The organism is Bifidobacterium sp. ESL0825 (assembly GCF_052606465.1).
The window spans coordinates 1,376,683-1,397,929 of sequence record NZ_CP199589.1 but is presented as its reverse complement, the minus strand read 5'-3'; the positions used below and the strand labels follow the sequence as shown (position 1 = coordinate 1,397,929).

Sequence of the window (21,247 nt, the reverse complement as noted above, 5' to 3'; positions counted from 1 at the left end):
GGGCTGAACGTTCATCATTTTCGTACGTTTGTGCCCTCCCTGGAGGTATGTACTGCCGGCTGGCACGCATATGAGGCTCTATTCCACCATGCAATCCACCGGGAGAAGGTATGCTTAGGTTGGAAATAACTCAGTAAATCAGAGGAGTTTGTATGAGCATCCGTGTAGCTATAGCGGGCGTGGGCAACTGCGCTTCCTCGCTGGTACAGGGAGTCGAATATTACAAGGACGCCAAGGATGATGACAAGATCCCCGGCATCATGCACGCCAACTTCGGCGGCTACCGCATTCGTGACGTGGAGTTCGTGACCGCCTTCGACGTGGATTCCCTCAAGGTCGGCAAGGACCTGAGCGAGGCCATTTTCGCCTCGCAGAACAACACCTACAAGTTCTGCGACGTTCCCAACAAGGGCGTGGAGGTCCTGCGCGGGCCGACCGGCGATGGACTGGGCGAGTACTACAGCAAGATGATCACCGAGTCGGACGCCGAGCCCGTGGACGTGGCCCAGGTTCTGCGTGACAAGAAGGTCGACGTGCTGGTCTCCTACCTGCCCGTCGGCTCTGAGCAGGCCGACAAGGCCTACGCCACCGCCGCCATCGAGGCCGGGTGCGCCTTTGTCAACTGCCTGCCTGTCTTCATCGCCTCCGACCCCGAGTGGGCCCAGAAGTTCCGTGATGCCGGCCTGCCCATCGTGGGCGACGACATCAAGAGCCAGGTGGGCGCCACCATCACGCACCGCGTCATGGCCCGCCTCTTTGAGGACCGCGGCGTGCGTCTGGATCGCACCTACCAGCTGAACGTGGGCGGCAACATGGACTTCATGAACATGCTGCAGCGCTCCCGCCTGGAGTCCAAGAAGGTTTCCAAGACCCGTGCGGTCACCTCCATCGTTCCTCACGATATGGATCCCCACAACGTCCACATTGGTCCCTCCGACTATGTGGCCTGGCTGGATGACCGCAAGCTGGCCTTCGTGCGCCTGGAGGGCACCACCTTCGGTGATGTCCCGCTGAATCTGGAGTACAAGCTGGAGGTCTGGGATTCGCCCAACTCGGCCGGCATCGTCATCGATGCCCTGCGTGCCGCCAAGATCGCCCTGGACCGCCATCTGGCCGGCCCGGTGCTGGCACCCAGCTCCTACTTCATGAAGTCCCCCGCTGTCCAGCATGAGGACAACGAGGCCCGCCAGCTGGTCGAGGATTACATTGCCGGCAAGGTGGAGGGCGACGAGAGCGCCCTGGATGCCGATGTCAAGGCCGCCAAGGAGAACGGCAAGGACGTCTGGCACGCCTGAGCCTGCAAATTCTGACTGATTGATGTCTGGGGCGCCTCTTCCAAGGTCGCCCCGGAGGCATGAATAGTAGATGCTTGGTCTGGAAAGAGGCCGGTCGCTTTTCATAGGTGGCCGGCCTCTTTGTATTCTGAACGGAACAGCGGCTTCGGATTTGCTGGCTCAACCTGGCGCCGAGTTCTTCAGTCTCAGGCTCCTGTCAGGAATTGCCTTGAGAAGATCGTCAGGAGTGCAATCAGGGTTTCAGTCCTTGGTATGGCCTACCAGGGGAGCGATCCGCTTGTCCCAGGCATCCAGAGCTGAATTGATGACCTGGTGCATGTCGTAGTAGGCGTAGGTACCCAAGCGGCCGCCGAAGACCACCTTCGGCTGCTGGGCTGCCAGCTGCTTGTACTGGGTGTAGAGGGCGCGGTCGTCGCCCGTGTTGATGGGGTAGTAGGGCTCGTCGCCCTTGCCGGCGAATCGGCTGTATTCCTCCCAGACCACGGTGCGCTCATGGTTCTGCCGGTCGTAGCGCTCGGGGTTGAAGTTCTTGAACTCGATGGCGCGGGTGTAGGGCACGTCGGGATCCGAGAAGTTCATGACCGGGCAGCCGAAGTGGTCGTCCTCGTCGTAGCGACGCTCCTTGAAGTCCACGGTCCGCCATTTGAGCTCGCCCAGGCGGTAGTCGAAGTAGCGGTCGACCGGGCCGGTGTAGACCACGGGAACCTGTCCCACCAAAGCATCCCGATTCCAGGGCTGGGAGTTGTCGAAGAAATCGGTCTTCAGACTCACCTGGATGCGGGGATCGTCGATCATCCGCTCGAACCAGGCGGTATAGCCGTCCTTGGGCAGGCCCTCCCATGTGTCTTTGAAGTAGTGGTTGTCATAGTTGAATCGCACCGGCAGTCGCTTGATGATGGAGGCGGGCAGCTGTGAGGGGTCGGTCTGCCACTGCTTGGCCGTGTAGTTTTTGATGAAGGCCTCATAGAGGGGGCGGCCGATCAGGCTGATCCCCTGATCGTTCAGGTTGCCCGGGTCGGTCCCGGCCAATTCGCCGGCCTGTTGACGAATCAAATCCCTGGCCTGCTGGGGGGTGTAGTGGGCGTGGAAGAACTGGTTGATGGTGCCCAGGTTGATGGGCAGAGGATAGACCTCGCCCTTGTGGGTGGTGTAGACCCGGTGGGTGTAGTCGGTGAACTCGGTGAAGCGATTGACGTACTCCCAGACCTTGCGGTTGGAGGTGTGGAAGAGGTGCGCGCCGTACTTGTGGATTTCGGCCCCGGTCTCCTTATCCATGTAGGAGTATGCGTTGCCGCCGATGTGGTCGCGCACGTCGATGATCCGCACCCGGGCCCCGCTGTGCTCGACCGCCTGCTGGGCCACGGTCAGACCGAACAGTCCAGCGCCCACAATCACCAAATCAGCATCCATGTCAGCCATTCGTCTTCAGCCATCCATCCCTTGTCGCTGTGATGCCGGGGTACCTATTGTCTGTTGTCAGGGTCCGGCCGTGATCAACCGCTGGAGTACGGCGATCCTGTTGTTTACATGCTAGCGGACGGGCCTGGTTGGGGAAACGGCGGGCGGTGATGTCAACTGAATGTGCACCTGGCACGGAGGGTTCGGTGCCTTTTAGTGGACAAGTGGAATCTGTCTGCTATCATGGTGACTTGCTCTCACGTGGCGTTATGTCACCCAATCCCCCCAGGGCAGGAATGCAGCAAGGGTAAGTGGCCTCTGGCGGGTGCGTGGGAGTTTTTCATAGTTGTCCTGCCTGGGCTGGCTGAAGTCGTGAAGGGAACGCGTCCGTCGGACGGGGTGTCGGCTGTCGACCCAGGGGTTGGTTAGAGTCTTGAGGTATGACCAACAAGCACAAGCAGGGCGAGGCCCAGGAAACCTGGTACAGGGATCCGAATGAGCAGACCGAAGCGGACGGCAGCCATGTTGACCGGGATCCTTTGACGTCTCGCCCCCGGATTTCGGCCCTGGTTCTGTGCCTGGTCGCCGGCCTGGCCTGCCTGGGTCTGGCGGCTCTGGTCTGGTGGGCAGCTGTGTGGACTGTTCCCGGGCAGACCTATGACGACATGGCCCTGACCAACTTCCGCGGTTTCCTTGATCAGGCGCCCCTTGTCAAGGCTTATCTGGGACTGTTCGCCATGCCTTATGTGACTGTGGTGATCTGCGTGGTGCTGGGCCTTGTAGCCCTGGCGGTTGTTCTGGTCAGGCGCCGGTGGTGGCTGCTCGGCCAAATTGCCGTTTATGCTCTGGTGGTCTACGGGGCGGCGCGTATGCTCAAGCGCTTCCTGCCTCGCCCAGTGTTGATCCATTCTCAGGCTTCCACAGCCAATTCGGCCCCCTCAGGGCACACCATCCTGGCTTTGGCGGTGGTGCTGGCTCTGCTCTGTGTGGTGCCGCGTGTTTGGAGGGCTCCGGTCGCCTTGGTGGGGTTCGCCTTTGACTTGTCTGTGGGCTGCTCGTTGGTGCAGGGAGGCTGGCACCGCCCCTCAGACGTGGTCATGGGCGTGCTTATTCCGGTCGGTCTCTGCCTCATTGCTCTGGCCGTCACTCGTGGCACCGGGATGGACGTTCCTGGAACCAGGATGTCCTCGGCTTCGATCCAGATTGTCGCCACCTTGATGCTGGTGGCAGGGTTCCTGGGGATGCTCTATGCCTGCTATGTCATTTGGCAGGTCAGCCCTGGTCTGGAGATCGGCGCTCGGTGGGCGGCCTACGGGGTTCATTGCTCGGCCGTCATACTGATGGCCTCCCTTCTGTCGCTGACCCTGGGGCTGGTTCTGGCGCTGAGGCAGATCACGGCCTCGCCTCTGACCAGGATGGGCCTTGTCGGTCGGCCTCCGGCTCCTCCCCAAAATGACTGAAGTCAGTCTCTGAGCGTACCGAACGTCTTTGGTTCATCCACTGTCGACCCCAGGGATCCACACCCGTGCACATGACCTCTTGATTTGCATGGTGACGGAACCTCGTGAGTAAGATGGCGTGCGAAAGACCACAATATAAGGAGAGGCCATGGCATCCGGCAATAAGCTCGTCATTGTTGAGTCGCCAACCAAGGCAAAGAAGATCGGCGGGTACCTGGGCAAGGGCTACACGGTCATGGCCTCGGTGGGCCATATCCGCGACCTGGCCCAGCCATCGCAGATCCCGGCCTCCCAGAAGAAGGCCTATGGTAAGTTCGGCGTGGACGTGAACGATGGCTTCAAGCCCTACTACATCGTGGACGATAAGAAGAAGCACACGGTGTCCGAGCTCAAGAAGGCGCTGAAGAACGCCGACGAGCTCTATCTGGCCACTGATGAGGATCGGGAGGGGGAGGCCATCGCCTGGCACCTGGTCCAGACCCTTAAACCCAAGGTGCCGGTAAAGCGCATGGTCTTTCATGAGATCACGCCAGAGGCCATCAAGAATTCTCTCAAGCACACCAGGGACGTGGATGCCCACATGGTGGATGCCCAGGAGACCCGCAGGGTTCTGGATCGGCTCTATGGCTATGAACTTTCACCGGTGCTCTGGCGCAAGGTGGGTCCGGGGCTGAGCGCAGGGCGTGTCCAGTCTGTGGCGACTCGGCTGATTGTGGAGCGCGAGCGTGAGCGCATGGCCTTTGTCAAGGCCTCCTACTGGGATCTGCTAGCGCATCTGGTGCAGGAGGATGCTGGGGAATCGTCATCGTCGGGCGGTTTTCAGGCGCGGATGATCGGCCTGGGGGATCAGCGGCTGGCGGTCTCCAAGGACTTCACCTCCAAGGGCCAGCTGACGCAGGCTGCAGCCAAGGAGCAGGTCCTGCAGCTGGATGAGCAGCACGCCCGAAGCCTGGCTGAGACGCTGAAGAATCAGGACTTCACGGTGACGGGTATGGAGACCAAGCCCTACCGGCGGCGTCCCCAGCCCCCCTTCACCACGTCTACCCTGCAGCAGACGGCAGGCAACCGACTGGGCATGAGTTCCCGGGCCACCATGCGCGCTGCCCAGGGGCTCTATGAGAACGGGTTCATCACCTATATGCGTACCGATTCGGTCACCCTCTCCCAGGAGGCCATTGCTGCTGCTCGCAAGGGGGTCGAACGTGAGTACGGGGCCGAGTACCTGTCGGCTGAGTCCAAGCAGTATGTGACTAAGACCGCCGGCGCCCAGGAGGCCCACGAATGCATCCGGCCCGCCGGTTCCACCTTCCACAGGCCTCAGGAGCTGGCCGACCGTCTGGCCCCTGACCAGCTCAAGCTCTACACCCTGATCTGGCGGCGCACCCTGGCTTCGCAGATGGCTGACGCCACCGGATCCACAGCCACCATCCGCCTGTCGGCGCCGGCGGGCAAGGAGGACACAGCCCACTTCCAGGCTTCAGGCACCGTCATCAAGTTCCCTGGCTTCCTTAAGGCCATGGGTTCAGGCTCTGAACAAACCGATGGGGATTCAACCCTGCCTCCGGTCCAGAAGGGCGACGTGCTTCGTGCTGCTGCCCTTGAGCCTGAGGGTCATGAGACACAGCCGCCGGCCCGCTACACCGAGGCCTCCCTGGTCAAGACCCTGGAGGCCAAGGAGATCGGCAGGCCTTCCACCTATGCCAGCATCATCTCGACCATCATCGATCGCGGATACGTCTACGAGCGCGGTCGCGCGCTGATCCCCTCTTGGCTGGCCTTTTCAGTGGTCAGGCTGCTGGAGACCAATTTCCCTAAGTACGTGGACTACCAGTTCACGGCGCAGATGGAGAACGGCCTGGATATGATCGCCCATGGCAAGGAGCGGGGCAAGGACTGGCTGACCCGGTTCTACTTCGGCTCGGGCCCGGGCGCCGCTCAGAACGCTGATCAGGCTCATCAGGGTTTGCAGGAGCAGGTGGCCCAGTTGGGAGACATCGATGCCCGAAAGATCAACACCATCGAGATAGGCGATGGCCTGCAGGTGAGGGTCGGCCGCTATGGCCCCTATCTTGAGGATACGGCCGACTTGGATGCCGACGGCAACCCCAAGCGGGCTTCGTTGCCACCAACCATGGCCCCGGACGAGCTGACTGTGGCAGCGGGCCATGAACTGATCGCTGCCAATGCTGGCGGTCCCCGTCAGCTGGGCAAAGATCCGGAGACCGGCGGTCGGGTCGAGGTGCGCAAGGGCCGATTCGGGCCCTACGTGGCCCTGATCAGCCCCGAAGAGGATGCGGCTGAACAGAAGAAGCCTGCCACTAAGACTGCAAGGACTGCCAAGCGAACAGGTCCTAAGCCCAAGATGGCCTCGCTCTTCAAAACCATGGATCCGGACACGGTCACCTTGGAGGATGCCCTGAAGCTGCTCAGCCTGCCCAGGACGGTGGGCGGCATCGAGCTGACCGATGCCAAGACTGGAGCAACCAGCCAGGCCACAGTCACAGCCAGCAACGGCCGCTATGGTCCCTACCTGACGGCCACCAAAGCCGACGGCGGTACCGAGACGCGTTCGCTGACCGATGAGGACCAGATTTTCACCATTGACCAGTCCGGGGCCAAGGCCCTCTTCGACCAGCCCAAGTACGGACGGCGTTCCCGGAGCGCGGCCAAGCCTCCTCTTCGTGAGCTGGGTACGGACCCTGACAGCGGCAAACCCGTCACCATCAAGGACGGATTCTACGGTGTCTACATCACCGACGGGCAGACCAACAGGACCCTGCCCAAGCAGTACACGGCCCAGTCCATTGAACCGGAGGTGGCCTTCCGTCTGCTGGCAGAGAAGCGCGCGGCCGGACCCACAAAGCGGCGCGGCCGGACCACTCGCAAGTCGACCGCACGAAAGTCGACTGCTCGCAAATCGGCCGCTCGCACCCGCAAAACCACAAAGAAGGCCAAGGCCGCCAAGACTTCCAAGAGTACGGAGCATCAGGCATGAGCGATGGTTTGTTCATTTCCTTCGAGGGCGTGGATGGGGCAGGCAAGACCACCCAGGTCCAACGAGCACACGATTATCTGCAGGAGTGCGGCCTGCGGTCCCTGATCACCCGTGAACCAGGCGGCACCCCGGTCGGATTGACCATTCGGGAACTCGTTCTGCACGGCTTGGCCGCCTTTCCTTCCGTTGCCGTGACCGGGGGTACCGACGTGGTTGACGCCTCCGACGATCTGGCCCCTAGGACCGAGGCCCTGCTCTATGCGGCGGATCGTGCCGAGCATGTGGCCCAGGTGGTGCGCCCGGCTCTGGAGCGAGGAGACATTGTGCTCTGCGACCGGTACCTGGATTCCTCAGTGGCCTATCAGGCCGGAGGCCGTGATCTGTCGGCGGATGTGATCCGTCGGCTGAGCCTGTGGGCCAGTCAGGGTTTGCTGCCCAAGCGCACCTACCTGCTGGATGCGGATCCGTCTCAGTCCAAGTCGCGTCTGGATCATGAGCCTGACCGGCTGGAGTCGGCTGGCGACGACTTCCAGCAGCATGTGCGTCAGGCATTTCTGCAGCTGGCTCACAATGAGCCCGACCGGTTCCTGGTTATCGACGCTACCCAGCCCATCGACCAAGTCTGGCAGATCATCCAAGATGATTTGGACAAGTTGGTCGAAGGACGCGAGCCGGATCTGCCGCAGGTCGACGATGATGAATCGGCTGCAGGATACGAGGACGATGAGCAGGATGCCGAGTCGGACTGGACTGAGGCTGCGGATGCGTCCGATCAGACACCGGAGGCTGATCCAGGCCAGGACGACCAGTCCATGGATGCGGGCACAGTCGGCGGGGATGCTGACGACGATTCGATTCCTGCGGATTCCCCGGCCCGCTGGCTGCTCCGGTCCCGGCTCCTGCGGAAGACCCGATGAGCGTCTGGGATGCCATTGTGGGTCAGCAGCCCACGGTCGATCTGCTCAAGCGGACGGTGGCCGCTCAGGCGCAGGGCCATGACGAGGTGGCGCAGTCCTGGCTGATCTGCGGCCCTCCTGGATCAGGGCGCTCCAATCTGGCCCGGGCTTTCGCGGCGGCCCTGATCAGTCCGGATCAGGGGCTGAGCGACCAACCCACCCGTGTCACCCAGCAGGTCCTGGCAGGAACCCATCCGGATGTGACCATACTGTCCACCAACAAGGTCACCATCGGCATCAACGAGGTCAGGGAGCTGATCATGACCTCGGAGCAGATGCCTTCAACCTCGCGCTGGCGGGTCATCATCATCGAAGACGTGGACCGGATGCTGGAGCGGACCACCAACGTGCTGCTCAAGGAGATCGAGGAGCCGGCTGAGCACACCATCTGGCTCCTGTGTGCACCCAGCGCCCAAGATGTGCTGCCCACCATCCGCTCGCGGACCAGGGTGCTCAACCTGGCGGTGCCGTCCAACACTGCTGTGGCCGATTTCCTGACCGACCAGGTGGGTGTGGACCGGCCTCTGGCCGCCAAGGCCGCCCGTCTGGCTCAGGGGCATATCGGCATCGCCCGTCTCTATGCCACCAAGAGTCAGGTCCTGGCCGACCGCGATGAGCTGGTGGTAGGTCTGCTGGGTCTGCGGCGCGCCTCGGATGCTGTGATCCTGGCAGCTCGGGTGGTTGATGCGGCCCGCGATCAGGCCACCGCCACCGTGGACGATGAGGTGGCCAGGGACGAGCGGGAGTTTCGGCAGATCAACGGGCTCAGGGACAAGGAGCGTATTCCCCGGCAGCTGCGCGGGGCCTACCATGCCTTGGGGGGCAAGGATCAGGTCCGTCGGCGGGTCACCAGACTGACCCGGGATGTGCTGGACCGCAACCTGAGCACCCTGGCCAGCGTCTACCGGGATGTGGGCGTCCTGCAGAACGGTGCCGAGGAGAAGGCCGGCTTGGTCAATCTGGAGAATCGGGCGGCAATTGCCGATCTGTCAGTCAGACTCTCCAGGCAGGGGGCTATCGACCGCATTCAGCTGATCGCCCGGGCTCGCAGGAGGCTGGCTGCCAACGGTTCGCCGCTCCTGGACTTCGAGGCCCTTTTCTGCACCCTGTTGGTCTGAGTGCAAACCCAAGGGTTCATCAGGCGAAAGTGCCTGGCGAGGTCATGTCGCTGCTGCCGATCCTTGGCGACCAGGTCGATTCCCTGCACTCCAGTGCCGGCGGCAGAGCCACGTGGGATGGCAGAATGGACTGTCCCTTGGCGTCGATCAGCCGCAGGGCCTCCTGGACGATGCCTTCCAGGGGGGTCTTGACTGCGGTCAAGGTCGGACTGCTGACCAGGCAGGCCGGGCTGTCCACGAAGGCGGCCACCTTGACTTGGTCGGGAACCCGGAAGCCCAGTTGGTTGCAGGCCATCAGAGCGCCCAGAGCCAGCGAGTCATCCCCGCAGATGATGGCATCGGGACGGTCGTTTCCCCCGCTGAGCATGGTTATGACGGCATCGTGGCCGCGCTGCATGCTGCATGGGCCGAACTGGACCCAGTCCGGCTGAGGAGTCATCCCCAAGGTGTTGGTCAGGGTGGAGAAGGTCGTGAAGAGCTCGGTGGCAGCGCTGGTGCTCAGTTCGCGGCTCAGATAGGCCACAGCGTGCGCGTTCTGTTCGGCCAGGTGGGCGATGATCAGCCGCATGGAGGCGGCCTGGTCCGTGCCGACCCAGCTGGTGTGGTAGGAGACCGGTCTGCCGCCGACCTGAACGATGGGCAGCCCGGATGGCAGGTCGGCGGGCATGCCGACCGGATCGTCGTCCAGCGAAGGAACGACGATGATTCCTTCGACCTGTCGGGCCGCCATGGACCTGATGGCCGCCTCGCGCTCCTGGTCGCCCCTGACGGATATGACCAGCAGGTAGCGGCCCTGCTCGGTCAGCCTTCTGCTGAGCAGATCCAGGATGGACCCGTCTAGGCCGGTGGAGGCGCCGCACAGAACCAGCCCTATGGTTCTGCTGCGGTCCGAGCGGAGCGCGCTGGCAGCGAAGTTGGCCGAATAGTTGAGCTTCTCGGCCGCAGCCCTGACCCTGCGGCTGATGTCGTCATTCTTGCTTCTATGGCCGGAAAGGACGCGGGACACAGTCGCCGTCGAAACTCCGGCCAGAGCTGCGACGTTGGCAATGGAAGGCTTGTTGTCCGCCGTGTGTCCCATTGGTTCCCTCGAAGGTCCTCTCCACGGATGTCGGCTGCGGCTGGCGGCGGGGCTACTCGGCCTGGGTCAGCTTGGTGACCAAGGAATCGGCCACGGACTCGGCATCATCGCCGTCGACGGTCACGGTGACCTTGTCGCCCTTGGCGATGCCCAGGCTCATGACCATCAGAATGCTGCCGGCGTCCACGGGATTGCCTTCGCCCTTGGCTATGGTGACCTTGCATCCGCTGGATGCGGCGGCCTGTGAGAATTCCGAAGCGGGCCTGGCGTGAATGCCTACCGGGTCGGTGATGACGGTGGAACGTTGTGCTGTTGCCATGATGACCAGCTCTCCTGAAGATATGGCCGGTCTTGTCGAACCGGCATGTCGAGTGATGAATACGCTGGTTATCTTACCACCGTCAACAAGGAATTACAGAAAACGATTACCGTTGAAAAACAAATGGATTTGTGTATACTGAACATCGTTGCTTAAAGAACGTTTCCACCGCCGTTGTGGAGCTTGCCTCTAGGGCGGCCTGCACGCAGTGGCCAGGCACTAAGGAGTGCGACATGGAGATCCAAGGCGTGGGCATTGGCCGCGGCGTTGCCGTTGGCCCGGTTATCCATATGGCGGCCGGACTGGATGTGCCCGGTGATGAGGCGAGGCCTGAGAACCTGACGGCGGATGCTGAATTCAGCAGGGTCGAATCCGCCCTGGCATCGGTCAATAGGGATCTGCTTGCGCGCGCCAAGGCCGCCCAGGATGGGCAGGGCGCCAAGGATGCTGCTCCGATTCTGACCGCATTGGCCCAGATGGCCCAGGACCCGGCCCTGAAGACCTCGATCCGATCCCTGCTGGATGGTGGCAAGACCGCCGAGCGATCCGTCTATGAGGCCTTTGCCGACTTCGAGGGGAAGCTCCAGGCCATCGGCGGCTACATGGGGGAGCGTGCCAACGATCTGCATGATGTAGGCCAGCGTGTCATCGCCCATCTGCTCGGTGTCCCGGCTCCGGGCGTGCCGGAAAGCGACAAGCCATTCGTCCTGGTCGCCCCTGACCTGTCTCCGGCCGACACCTCCAGCTTGGACATGACCAAGGTGCTGGCCATTGTCACCATTGAGGGCGGTCCGACCAGCCATACCGCCATCCTGGCCCGGTCCAGGGGGATCGTCGCCGTCGTGGGCGCTCAGGACGCAGCCGGGCTGTCCGACGGACAGACGGTCATCGTCGATGCCGCAGCCGGTAAGGTGACGGCCAATCCCACCTCGGAACAGATCGAGAAGGCTGAGCAGGCCCGTCGTGAGGCTGATCAGGCCAAGGCTTTGCGGGGCCATCCCGGCCAGCTCAAGGATGGAGCCAAGATCCCTCTCCTGGCCAATGTCGGCAAGCCTGCGGATGCTGATCCGGCCCTGGAGTATGGAGCCGAGGGGGTTGGACTCTTCCGCTCGGAGTTCCTCTTCCTGGGCAATGAGCAGGCGCCCGGCGTCGAGGAGCAGGCCAAGGCCTACCGTGCTCTTCTTGAGCGCTTCCCGGGCCGCAAGGTGGTCATTCGCCTGCTGGATGCCGGCGCCGACAAGCCTCTTCCCTTCCTGACCCAGGCCGACGAGCCCAATCCTGCCCTGGGGCTGCGTGGTCTGCGCACGCTGAAGGTCCACAGCCAGGTCCTGGAGGATCAGCTGGAGGCCCTGGCCCGGGCCGATGCCGAGACCGATGCTGACCTGTGGGTCATGGCGCCCATGGTCGCTGACGAGCACGAGGCCGACTACTTCGTCCGTCTGGGCAAGAGCAAGGGGCTCAAGCGCGTAGGCGTCATGGCCGAGGTTCCTTCGATTGCACTGATGGCCGACAAGGTGGCCAAGGTGGCCGACTTCGTCAGCATCGGCACCAACGATCTGACCCAGTACACGCTGGCCGCCGACCGCACGCTGGGTTCGGTCGCCTCCTATCAGACCGCCTGGCATCCTGCCGTCCTCAGGGCCATCAAGCTCATCGCTGATGCTGGTCAGGCCAATAACATGCCTGTCGGAGTCTGCGGCGAGGCTGCTGCCGATCCGGACCTGGCCGTGGTTCTGGCGGGCATCGGCGTGACCAGTCTGTCCATGACTCCGGTCGCCCTGGATGATGTCCGCGCCGAACTGGCCAAGCACACCATGGACGAGGCCAAGGCGCTGGCCGCCAGGGCTCTGGACGGGGAGTTCTATCATCCCCAAGAGTGGTGAGCAGTCGGCCGGATCCACGCAAATCCACCGGATCCGGTGCAATCGAGCAAGTCAAACAGCACGAGCAAGGAGCAGACATGACGGATTTCCAAGCCTTCCTTCCCGACACATCCTTTGCCCTGGATGTGCCGGCGGCTGACTGGCGGGATGCCATCCGCAAGGCGGGCGACAGGCTGGTGGCCTCCGGGTTCACCACCGATGCCTATACGGATCAGATGATCGAGACTGTCGAGAAGATGGGTCCCTACATCGTCATCGCCCCAGGTCTGGCTCTGGCCCATTCCCGGCCCAGCGAGGCGGTTCTGGGAACCGGCCTGAGCTGGGTGAGGCTGTCCACGCCTGTCGAGTTCGGCAACAAGGCCAATGATCCGGTCTCCCTGGTGATCGGTCTGGCCGGACGGGATGAGCAGGAGCATCTGCAGGTGATGTCCGCCATCGCCGGTGCTCTGACCGACGCGAAGAAGACCGAGCAGCTGGCCAAGGCCGGCACCCCTGACGAGGTCCGCGCCATTCTTCAATCGTGAACAAGAAGCAGTAAAAGCAAACAAGGAACAAAGGAGCAACTCATGGATATTCTCTGCGTATGCGGCAACGGCATCGGCACCTCGGTCCTGCTCAAGGTCAACGTCGAGCAGGTGGCATCGGAGCTGGGCATGGATGTGACCGTGACCACCTCTGACGCGGGCAGCGCCAAGGGCACGGCCAACATGAACGACCTGGTGCTGACCTCGCCTCAGCTGGCGCCCGAGCTGGAGGGGACCACTACTCCGGTCGAGACCGTCCAGAACTTCATGGACAAGGACGAGATCAAGGGCATTCTGGAGCAGTACGCCGACTGATGCCCCCGGCGGGCATTCATCATCGCCAGGCCGATGGGACGCCCGCTCTTTCGAGTTGAGAACAAGAGAGAATAGTTAAGGACAAATAATGAATGTCTTCCTTGCGGTGCTGAACTTCATCAGCCAGGAGATTCTGAATGTGCCCGCCTACCTGATCGGCATTGTGGCGGCCATCGGCCTGATCGCCCTGAAACGGAGCGCAGGCCAGGTCATCTCGGGTGCTCTCAAGGCGGCCATGGGCTATCTGATTCTGGGTGCCGGCGCCACTGTGGTGACCAACGCCTTGGATCCCTTCGGCAAGCTGGTCTTCAAGGCCACTGGCGCCCACGGGGTCGTCCCCACCAACGAGGTGATCGTGGCCCAGGCCTCCAGCCAATTCGGCGCAGCCTCCGCCTACATCATCGTGCTCAGCTTCATCGTCATGATCCTGTTGGCACGGTTCACCCCGCTCAAGTATGTTTTCCTGACCGGCCACCATATGGTCTTCATGTCTACACTGCTGGCCCTGGTCCTTTCGATCGGGTTCGGCAAGGGCAACAACCTGCTCATCGTGCTGATCGGCTCCCTGCTCATGGGCGTGATCATGGTCGCCATGCCTGCCTTCGCCCAGCCGTACATGAACCGGGTGACCGGCAGCGACAAGCTGTCCATCGGCCACTTCAACACCTTGGGCTACGTGGTCTCGGGCGCGGTCGGCAGTGCTGTGGGCAAGAAGTCGCGTTCCACCGAGGACATCGACTTCCCCAAGGGGCTGAGCTTCCTGCGTGATTCCATGGTCTCCACCACCCTGCTCATGGTCGTCCTCTACCTGGTCTTCGCTGTCTGGACCGCCTTTGTGGTGCCGGCCAAGGCCGCCTTCGCCGTCTTCCCATCGCACCCGGCCAACTGGGGAGCCTTCTTCATGGCCGCCTTCGCCCAGGCCTTGCAGTTCGGCATCGGCGTGAGCATCATCCTCTACGGCGTCCGCATCATCCTGGGCGAGCTGGTGCCCGCCTTCCAGGGCATCGCCAACAAGGTGGTCCCCGGCGCCCGTCCTGCACTGGACATCCCCATTGTCTTCCCCTACGGTGCCAACGCATCCCTGATCGGCTTCCTGGCCTCCTTCGCCGGTGGTCTGGTGGCTCTGGTCATCATCGCCGTCTGGCTCGGGCCTGTCTGGGGTCTGGCCCTGATCCTGCCGGGCATGGTGCCCCACTTCTTCGATGGCGGCGGTGCCGGTGTCTTCGGCAATGCGACCGGCGGCCGCATCGGAGCCGTGGTCGGCGGCTTCATCAATGGTCTGCTGATCACCTTCCTGCCGGCCATCCTGATGACGGTTCTGGGCAGCTTCGGCCTGTCCAACGCCACCTTCGGCGATGCCGACTTCGCCTGGTACGGCACCGTGGTCGGCAAGCTGGCCCAGCTGGGTATCCCTGCCGGGGCCGTGGTCCTGGTGGTCCTGGCTGTGGTGATCTTCGCCCTGGCCTGGATCTGGCAGGTCAAGGTGGTCAACACCGGATGGATGCCTGCCGCCAAGCATGCTGAGTTCATCGCTGATGTCGAGGCTGAAGAGAAGGAGGCCAAGGCTCAGGCTCGTGCAGCCGCCAAGGCCGCCCGCGCCGAGGCCAAGGCCGCCAAGGCAGCAAAAGCCGAATAGGCATGTGCAAGAGCGCCCTGCAGGCGCCAGGAGAAAGGTCCTGCTGATTCCTTTCTCCGCCCCAACTCAGAGTCGCCCGTTTCCTTTCTACGTGGAGGGAAACGGGCGACTCTTGCATTTTGACCCAGCATGATGGGCTTTATTGCTCCAAGCGTCTTTAACGGATGAACTTGACCCCGTCACTGGAGCGGGCGAGAATCGAATCATGAGGATTATCACAGATTTCGGCACCATTCCCAATCGGTACGCCAAGCGTGCCCCGCAGTCCCTTACGCGCAAGGGACGTCCTGTAGTCTCCTTCCCCTTCCGGCTTGAGGATGTACCCCAGGAGGCTCGTTACCTGCATTGGATGCTGGTGGATCCTGATTCCGTGCCGGTCTGCGGCTTCCCTTGGATCCACTGGTCCCTGGCCAACCTGCCTGTTGGCGCTCTGGCTGCCCTGCAGCCTGATGAGGCTGACAGCTCTGTTCTGGCCATTCCCGAGGACTTCTCCAGAAACCTGCCCAATCTGATTCCCGGTGTGCCTCAGGGCCGGACTTCGGCCGCCTCGCCGCTGGTCATGGAGGAGGAGATCGCCGACGATCCCGCCGTGCTCATGCGCTACAACGGCCCCACCCCTCCGGATCAGGTTCATGACTATGTGCTGTCGGTCTGGGCCACGAAGGAAGCTCTGCCGAATCTGGAGGAGGGATTCTGGCTGAACGCCCTGGTCCATGCCGTTCATTCCGCCCAGCCTGTAGCCGCTGCAGCTCGGGTTTGGCTGCCAGCCGATGCATGAGAATTTGATTTAGCGCACATCCCCTGATATTGGGACCGATATTGGGGCGGTCTGGCACTAGAGTGAGGCCATGCCCCAAGTGCGCAGACGGCCGTCATCCCTGCCTGCCCACGCAGTCGGTTGGAACGGCATCCTCCGGCATCCGGACTGGTGATGACAGTTGACCGCAATCAGACAAAGGAAGACGCTTATATGCCCTGCACCACGCTTCTGATAGGCAAGCACGCCAGTTATGACGGATCCACCATCATTGCCCGAAATGAGGATTCAGCCAACGGGGAGTTCCGTCCCAAGCGCTTCGTCCTGGTCGCTCCCGACCAGCAGCCACGGCACTACCGCAGCGTGATCAGCCACTTGGAGATGGATCTGCCCGAGGACCCCATGCGTTACACCTCGGTGCCCAATGCTGTGCTCGATCAAGGGCTATGGGCCGAAGCAGGCGTCAACAGCGCCAACGTGGCCATGTCAGCCACTGAGACCATCACTACCAACGAGCGTGTGCTGGGCGCCGATCCGCTGGTGGAACTCACCCCCGCCCAGGGCCGTCCGGGCGATGAAGGCTACCTGGCCGAGGTACCCGGGGGCATCGGCGAGGAGGACCTGGTCACCATCGTCCTGCCCTATATCCGCTCGGCGCGGGAGGGTGTCCTGCGGCTGGGTTCCCTTCTTGAGCGCTACGGCACCTATGAGATGAATGGCATTGCCTTCAGCGACGTGGACGAGATCTGGTGGATGGAGACCATAGGCGGCCATCACTGGATCGCCAAGCGGGTGCCCGATGACTCTTATGTGACCATGCCCAACCAGCTGGGCATCGACGAGTTCGATCTGGACGACGCCTTCGGGGAGCAGACCGATCACCTTTGCTCGGCCGACCTGCGGGGGTTCATCGCCGACAACCACCTGAATCTTGCCGTGGAGTCGGCCTCGCCCTTCAATCCGCGTGACGCTTTCGGATCCCATAGCGATTCGGATCATGTCTACAACACGCCCCGGGCCTGGTATATGCAGCGCTTCCTCAACCCCTATGACGAGATCTGGGACGGACCGGATGCCGATCATGCCCCCACCAGTGACAACATCCCCTGGTGCCGCCAGCCCGAGCGTCTGATTACCGTGGAGGATGTCAAGTATCTGCTCAGCTCCCACTACCAGGGCACGCCCTACGATCCCTATGGGCGGACCGGCGACGAGCACACCAAAGGGCTCTACCGGCCCATCGGCATCAACCGCAACGACCAGCTGGCCCTGATCCAGCTGCGCCCCTACCGGCCTGAATCCTGCCGGGCCATCCAATGGATGTCCTACGGATCCAACGCCTTCAATGCCTTGGTTCCCTTCTATGCCAATGTGGATCGGACGCCCGACTATCTGGCCAACGCCACTGACCGGGTCTCCACTGACAGCCTCTACTGGTCCGACCGGCTGATCGCCGCCCTGTGCGATTCCGAATTCGCAGGCACCTCGGCGGCTGTCGAGCGTTACCAGCAGAGCGTGGGCGGCGAGGGCCACCGGCTGATTGCCGCTGCTGACGAGCAGGTGGCACGGCTGGAGGGCGCCGACCAGGGCACCGACAACGCCGAGGTGCGCCAGGTGTTGCAGGCCGCCAACCAGGACATGGCCGACCGTCTGCGCAAACAGACCGATGACCTGCTTGGCCAGGTGCTCTACACGGTCAGCATGGGCATGCGCAACGGCTACCACCTGTCCGACAACTGAGCCATCCGATTTGCAAAAACCATTAAGGAGGAGAGCCTCATGAGGGGTTTCGATGATTATGTCAGGCCATATGGCTTGTTTGACAAGATCGATGCCTTCGGCTATTTGAAGGATCTGAGGGAGCATCCGGATATGCCGCGCAAGCAGGGCCGAGTGCTGTTGGTGACCGCCGACACCCCGCTCAAGGCTTCGCGAGGGGAGGGCAAGACCACGACCACCATCGCCCTGATCGACGCTCTGCGCGCCCGGGGGGTGGATGCTGCGGCCGTCCTGCGTCAGCCCAGCATGGGCATCACCGCAGCTGGGTCCAAGGGTGGCGCCTCCGGTGGCGGCAAGTCTTCCCTGACGCATCCTGAGCTGGTGGACTGGGGTTTGTGCGGGGAGATGGCGGCCATCGAATCCGCTCAGAACCTCTTGGTCTCCTTTGCTGAGAAGGCTGTGGACGAGGGCCGGCTGGACACCGTCCTGGTGCCCCGGGTCAGTGAGGTGCCTTCACGGTCCTTGCGTCAGATCACCGTGGACCGAGGCAAGGGCGATCTGCCCGAGCGGACCGTGCTGACGCCAACCTGCGAGCTCATGCAGATCGTCGTGCTCTCCCGGAGCATGGAGGAGATCGAACGGCGTGTGGCAGCCATGGTCGCGGGGACCCTGGACGGTCGCCCGGTCACCTTTGGTGAGTTTGTGGACCTGTGGCGGATCACCGGCATTCTGACCGATGCGGTCAAGCCTGCCTTCACTCAGACCCTGGAGGGTTCACCGGTCTATGTGCATGGCGGGCCTTTCGCCAACGTCTCCATCGGCATCCCTAGCCTGGTGTCCGTGGAAATGGCCTGCGCCCGGCACGACGTGGTCGTCGTCGAGGCGGGCTATGGAGCTGATGCCGGTGCCCAGAAGTGGCTGGACATCGCCGCCCGTGAGTATGGGGCCCAGTGGCCTGCCGCCGCGGTGGTCGTCACCCGTGCCACTACCTGGCGGGACGATCCCAAGCTGAGCTGGCGCTATCCCTTCCACGTGCATCGTCTGGAGGGACTAGGCATCCCCACCTTCCCGCTGATCAACCTTTGGGAGGGCGAGGACGACCAGGTGGATTCCTTGCGGGAGACCGCCGACGGTCTGGGCTTCCGCAGGCCCATCGCGGGCAACCTCTTCCGTGACGGAGGCAAGGCCCTTGAGCCTCAGCTGGACGATCTGATCAAGGCCCTGCAGGAGCCCGCGAAGGCCCAGGCGGATACAGCCAGCCTGCATGATATGTCCGTGCCGGATCGGATTCGCTGGATCGCCCAGAGCGCCTACGGGGTGCCGGCTGATCGGGTTATTGAGCGTGAGGGCTTCCAGGACAGTCTCCAGGCGGCCTCCGACCTCTGCAACAAGGCAGGCATCTCTCTTGAAGATTTGGTGGTGGTGGCGGTCAAGTCGCCGGCTACCATGACCGACGATGACCGGGCTGACCAGGACAAGCGCACAGTCACCCTGAAGAAGGTTGAGGCCCATACGGGTGCCGGTCTACTGCAGGTGAACCTGACCACCTCCCTGACCACGCCCATGCCCAAGATCGTCTGAGCAGGCCATGCATGGATTCGGCAGACTCGTGACGCGCCGTGTTGCGGGTCCGCAGAAACCGTGTATAGTATCTACTTGGCTCTTGAAAGTACCCTGCCCCTATAGCTCAGTTGGCTAGAGCAGCTGACTCTTAATCAGCGTGTCCGGGGTTCGAGCCCCCGTGGGGGCACAGAGTCGAAGCCCAGCAATCGCAACGATTGCTGGGCTTTTGCATGTCCCGTGAATCCAAGCGAGAATCGAATTTGTTGGATATTTGTGTGACAAAAGTCCTAGCCAAAGAAAAGTGCCGCTGAGGCAGGTTGTAAAACCTGTTTGCTAATCATTGAGCGTGTTTCTCAAATCTCCTGCCCGCTGTTTTCCTCGGCCACTGATCTCAGCTCTGATGTGACATTCCCTGCCTGCTTGGTATGGAAGCCTGCACAGCAGTCGGTCATTCCTGACCTATAGAAGAGCATGCGAATCTTGTGCTTACGAATCAAGCAGGCAGATGTGCCGGCGTGCGGGAGCGGCTTCGAAAAACTGCCAAGAGTGTGAAATCTGCCTGGGACATGGAATCCATGCGTGGTTCTCAATGCGCCATGACCTGCGGTGGCTGGGATAAAATATGGGTGCCGGTTGAAGTGCAGTCGTGTTGATGGTGACACGCGGTTGGGGCTGGCGCTATATCGGATTTCAATGAATCACCTGAATCAATGGAGATCATGAGCGCTTCTCGGCCTAGTGCCATCACCTGTTTCTATTGAATGATGCCCATGTCTTGGCCCCTGTATGACCGGTTGGGGAAAGGGGTGCCACGGCGGCATTGAGAGAGGGGTGAAGGGTCGAATGGAATATTCGCTTATGACCAAGCTGGCCGCAGAATGTGTCGGCACCGCCATATTGATGATCTTCGGCAACGGCGCAGTTGCCGATGTGGATCTGGAGGGCACCAAGGGCCACCATTCAGGCTGGCTGACTATCGCCATGGGATATGGCTTCGGAGTCATGTTTCCCGTGCTCATGTTCGGCGGGGTGTCAGGAGCTCACATCAACCCGGCCATGACTCTGGGGCAAGCCGTCATCGGCATCTTCCCCTGGAGCCTGGTTCTTCCTTATATTCTGGCGCAGCTGGTCGGAGCGGCCCTGGGCCAGCTGGTCGTCTATGCCTGCTACTTCCCGCACTACCGCATGACCAAAGACCCTTTGCCGATTTTGGGTACCTTCTGCACCACTGATGCCTCGGGTTCGCTGGTCAACTACTTTATCAATGAGTTCTTTGGCACGCTGGTGCTGGTCTTGGGAGCCCTCTGCTGCCTGCAGGGCCCATGGGGGTCTAAGGGGTTGGCTGCTGCCTCCATCGTTGTTGGCTTGATCGTCTGGGGGCTGGTCACCTCTTTGGGCGGTCCCACCGGTCCTGGCTTGAACCCTGCGCGTGACCTGGTGCCGCGCTTCCTGCACTGGATTCTGCCCGTGCCCAACAAGGGGGACTCACGCTGGGGCGAGGCTTGGATTCCAGTGGCGGCACCCGTCATTGGTGCCATTGTCGGAGCCGTGATGTTCAAGGTCCTTTTCGCCGCCTGATCAACAGGTAGCTTCAGGGGCCCGGGCTTCTTCTTGGAGGCCCGGGATCCGGCAGTTGAACACGCAAGTATGGACATCATATTGTCATGTTGTTATAATGTTTGCGGAATTCGAGGTTGAAGATTCCGTGGGGAGGCATCCACCCTCCCGCGAACGTTCGCTACGAAGCGGATGGGCTTCATCGTATGCGAGGAGGCAAATTGCTGGACGAGTATTTCCCGGAAGGCACCGTCATGTACAGGGACGGCGTGGCCGGTTGGGAGGAAGCAGTGGATGTGGTCACCGCTCCGCTGGTTGACTTGGGAAGGATCAAGCCCTCCTATGTCGAGGCTATCAAGGCTTCGATACGCAAACCGGGCGGCACCTATATTGATCTGGGGCAAGGCATCGCCATGGCCCACGCCAGACCAGAGGCCGGTGTTGTGACCACATCCCTATCGGTGCTGAAGGTTGGCAGGCCATTTCTGCTGGCCGATTCACAGGACCACCCAATCAGCACGTTCTTCTGTCTGGCCGCGCAGGACTCGAACAGTCATTTGAACCTGATGCAATCGCTGGCGACCTTCCTGAGTGACGCGAAGAATCAGGAACGGCTGGGCAAGGCCGCGAACGTTGAGGAATTGAGGACGATCCTCAAGGAAGAAAGGTAATCA

At 62.0% G+C, this 21,247-nt stretch carries 16 protein-coding genes, 1 tRNA gene, 1 other RNA gene and 1 pseudogene; 16 read left to right on the top strand and 3 right to left on the bottom strand.

The features are described 5' to 3' along the window. Positions 1-152: 152 nt before the first annotated feature. A complete protein-coding gene (locus ACUIAG_RS06060) occupies positions 153-1,295 on the top strand; it encodes an inositol-3-phosphate synthase (protein ID WP_024626959.1) in 1,143 nt (380 codons plus the stop codon). Positions 1,296-1,535: 240 nt separating this feature from the next. Here the strand turns inward: ACUIAG_RS06060 and glf are convergent, their stop codons facing one another. Further along, a complete protein-coding gene (gene glf, locus ACUIAG_RS06055) occupies positions 1,536-2,714 on the bottom strand; it encodes a UDP-galactopyranose mutase (RefSeq protein WP_045924936.1) in 1,179 nt (392 codons plus the stop codon). Between the two features lie 230 nt (positions 2,715-2,944). Between glf and ffs the strand changes: the two genes are divergently transcribed. The 5 genes and pseudogenes from ffs to ACUIAG_RS06030 all read left to right on the top strand — a co-directional run bounded on the left by ffs (position 2,945) and on the right by ACUIAG_RS06030 (position 9,222). Beyond that, positions 2,945-3,035: signal recognition particle sRNA small type (gene ffs / locus ACUIAG_RS06050), an RNA gene on the top strand. Between the two features lie 98 nt (positions 3,036-3,133). Beyond that, entirely contained in the window at positions 3,134-4,153 is a 1,020-nt protein-coding gene (locus ACUIAG_RS06045) for a phosphatase PAP2 family protein (RefSeq protein WP_445339353.1), read from the top strand. Positions 4,154-4,301: 148 nt separating this feature from the next. After that, positions 4,302-7,148: a type I DNA topoisomerase gene (gene topA, locus ACUIAG_RS06040; protein WP_445339352.1), complete on the top strand. Its 2,847-nt coding sequence runs from the start codon at positions 4,302-4,304 to the stop codon at positions 7,146-7,148. Continuing rightward, positions 7,145-7,804: pseudogene (gene tmk / locus ACUIAG_RS06035) on the top strand (dTMP kinase); the annotation flags it as partial. The gene topA and the pseudogene tmk, both read left to right, overlap by 4 nt. 257 nt (positions 7,805-8,061) lie before the next feature. Next, positions 8,062-9,222: a DNA polymerase III subunit delta' gene (locus ACUIAG_RS06030; RefSeq protein ID WP_306221413.1), complete on the top strand. Its 1,161-nt coding sequence runs from the start codon at positions 8,062-8,064 to the stop codon at positions 9,220-9,222. A gap of 19 nt (positions 9,223-9,241) precedes the next feature. Here ACUIAG_RS06030 and ACUIAG_RS06025 read toward each other — a convergent pair whose 3' ends face one another. Together ACUIAG_RS06025 and ACUIAG_RS06020 are read right to left on the bottom strand one after the other, a co-directional pair. Further along, a complete protein-coding gene (locus ACUIAG_RS06025) occupies positions 9,242-10,300 on the bottom strand; it encodes a LacI family DNA-binding transcriptional regulator (RefSeq protein ID WP_445339351.1) in 1,059 nt (352 codons plus the stop codon). 52 nt (positions 10,301-10,352) lie between these two features. Next, on the bottom strand, positions 10,353-10,619 hold the full coding sequence (locus tag ACUIAG_RS06020; RefSeq protein WP_024626952.1) for an HPr family phosphocarrier protein: 267 nt from the start codon (positions 10,617-10,619) through the stop codon (positions 10,353-10,355). Positions 10,620-10,852: 233 nt separating this feature from the next. On the opposite strand from ACUIAG_RS06020, the gene ptsP reads away from it, so the two are divergent. The 10 genes from ptsP to ACUIAG_RS05970 all read left to right on the top strand — a co-directional run bounded on the left by ptsP (position 10,853) and on the right by ACUIAG_RS05970 (position 21,244). Next, positions 10,853-12,502 (top strand): phosphoenolpyruvate--protein phosphotransferase, encoded by a 1,650-nt coding sequence (ptsP, locus tag ACUIAG_RS06015; RefSeq protein WP_445339350.1) that lies wholly within the window; start codon positions 10,853-10,855, stop codon positions 12,500-12,502. Between the two features lie 77 nt (positions 12,503-12,579). Further along, the gene (locus tag ACUIAG_RS06010) at positions 12,580-13,026 is read left to right on the top strand and encodes a PTS sugar transporter subunit IIA (protein WP_144084939.1); all 447 of its coding nucleotides are present in this window, start codon (positions 12,580-12,582) and stop codon (positions 13,024-13,026) included. A gap of 42 nt (positions 13,027-13,068) precedes the next feature. Next, the gene (locus ACUIAG_RS06005; RefSeq protein WP_024626949.1) at positions 13,069-13,341 is read left to right on the top strand and encodes a PTS sugar transporter subunit IIB; all 273 of its coding nucleotides are present in this window, start codon (positions 13,069-13,071) and stop codon (positions 13,339-13,341) included. A gap of 88 nt (positions 13,342-13,429) precedes the next feature. Next, positions 13,430-14,977, top strand: a complete 1,548-nt coding sequence (locus ACUIAG_RS06000; RefSeq protein WP_045924929.1) for a PTS ascorbate transporter subunit IIC — start codon at positions 13,430-13,432, stop codon at positions 14,975-14,977. Positions 14,978-15,182: 205 nt separating this feature from the next. Continuing rightward, a complete protein-coding gene (locus tag ACUIAG_RS05995; RefSeq protein ID WP_445339349.1) occupies positions 15,183-15,755 on the top strand; it encodes a YbhB/YbcL family Raf kinase inhibitor-like protein in 573 nt (190 codons plus the stop codon). A gap of 192 nt (positions 15,756-15,947) precedes the next feature. Then, positions 15,948-17,474 carry a C69 family dipeptidase gene (locus tag ACUIAG_RS05990; RefSeq protein ID WP_445339348.1) on the top strand — a complete coding sequence of 509 codons (1,527 nt, stop codon included), beginning with the start codon at positions 15,948-15,950 and terminating at the stop codon, positions 17,472-17,474. A 39-nt stretch (positions 17,475-17,513) separates the two neighbouring features. After that, positions 17,514-19,034, top strand: coding sequence for a formate--tetrahydrofolate ligase (locus ACUIAG_RS05985; protein WP_045924926.1), 1,521 nt, complete (start codon positions 17,514-17,516; stop codon positions 19,032-19,034). Positions 19,035-19,129: 95 nt separating this feature from the next. Then, positions 19,130-19,203 (top strand) — tRNA-Lys (locus ACUIAG_RS05980). A gap of 656 nt (positions 19,204-19,859) precedes the next feature. After that, the gene (locus tag ACUIAG_RS05975; RefSeq protein ID WP_445339347.1) at positions 19,860-20,594 is read left to right on the top strand and encodes an MIP/aquaporin family protein; all 735 of its coding nucleotides are present in this window, start codon (positions 19,860-19,862) and stop codon (positions 20,592-20,594) included. A 200-nt stretch (positions 20,595-20,794) separates the two neighbouring features. Further along, a complete protein-coding gene (locus tag ACUIAG_RS05970) occupies positions 20,795-21,244 on the top strand; it encodes a PTS sugar transporter subunit IIA (protein ID WP_445339346.1) in 450 nt (149 codons plus the stop codon). The last annotated feature ends 3 nt before the right edge of the window (positions 21,245-21,247 follow it).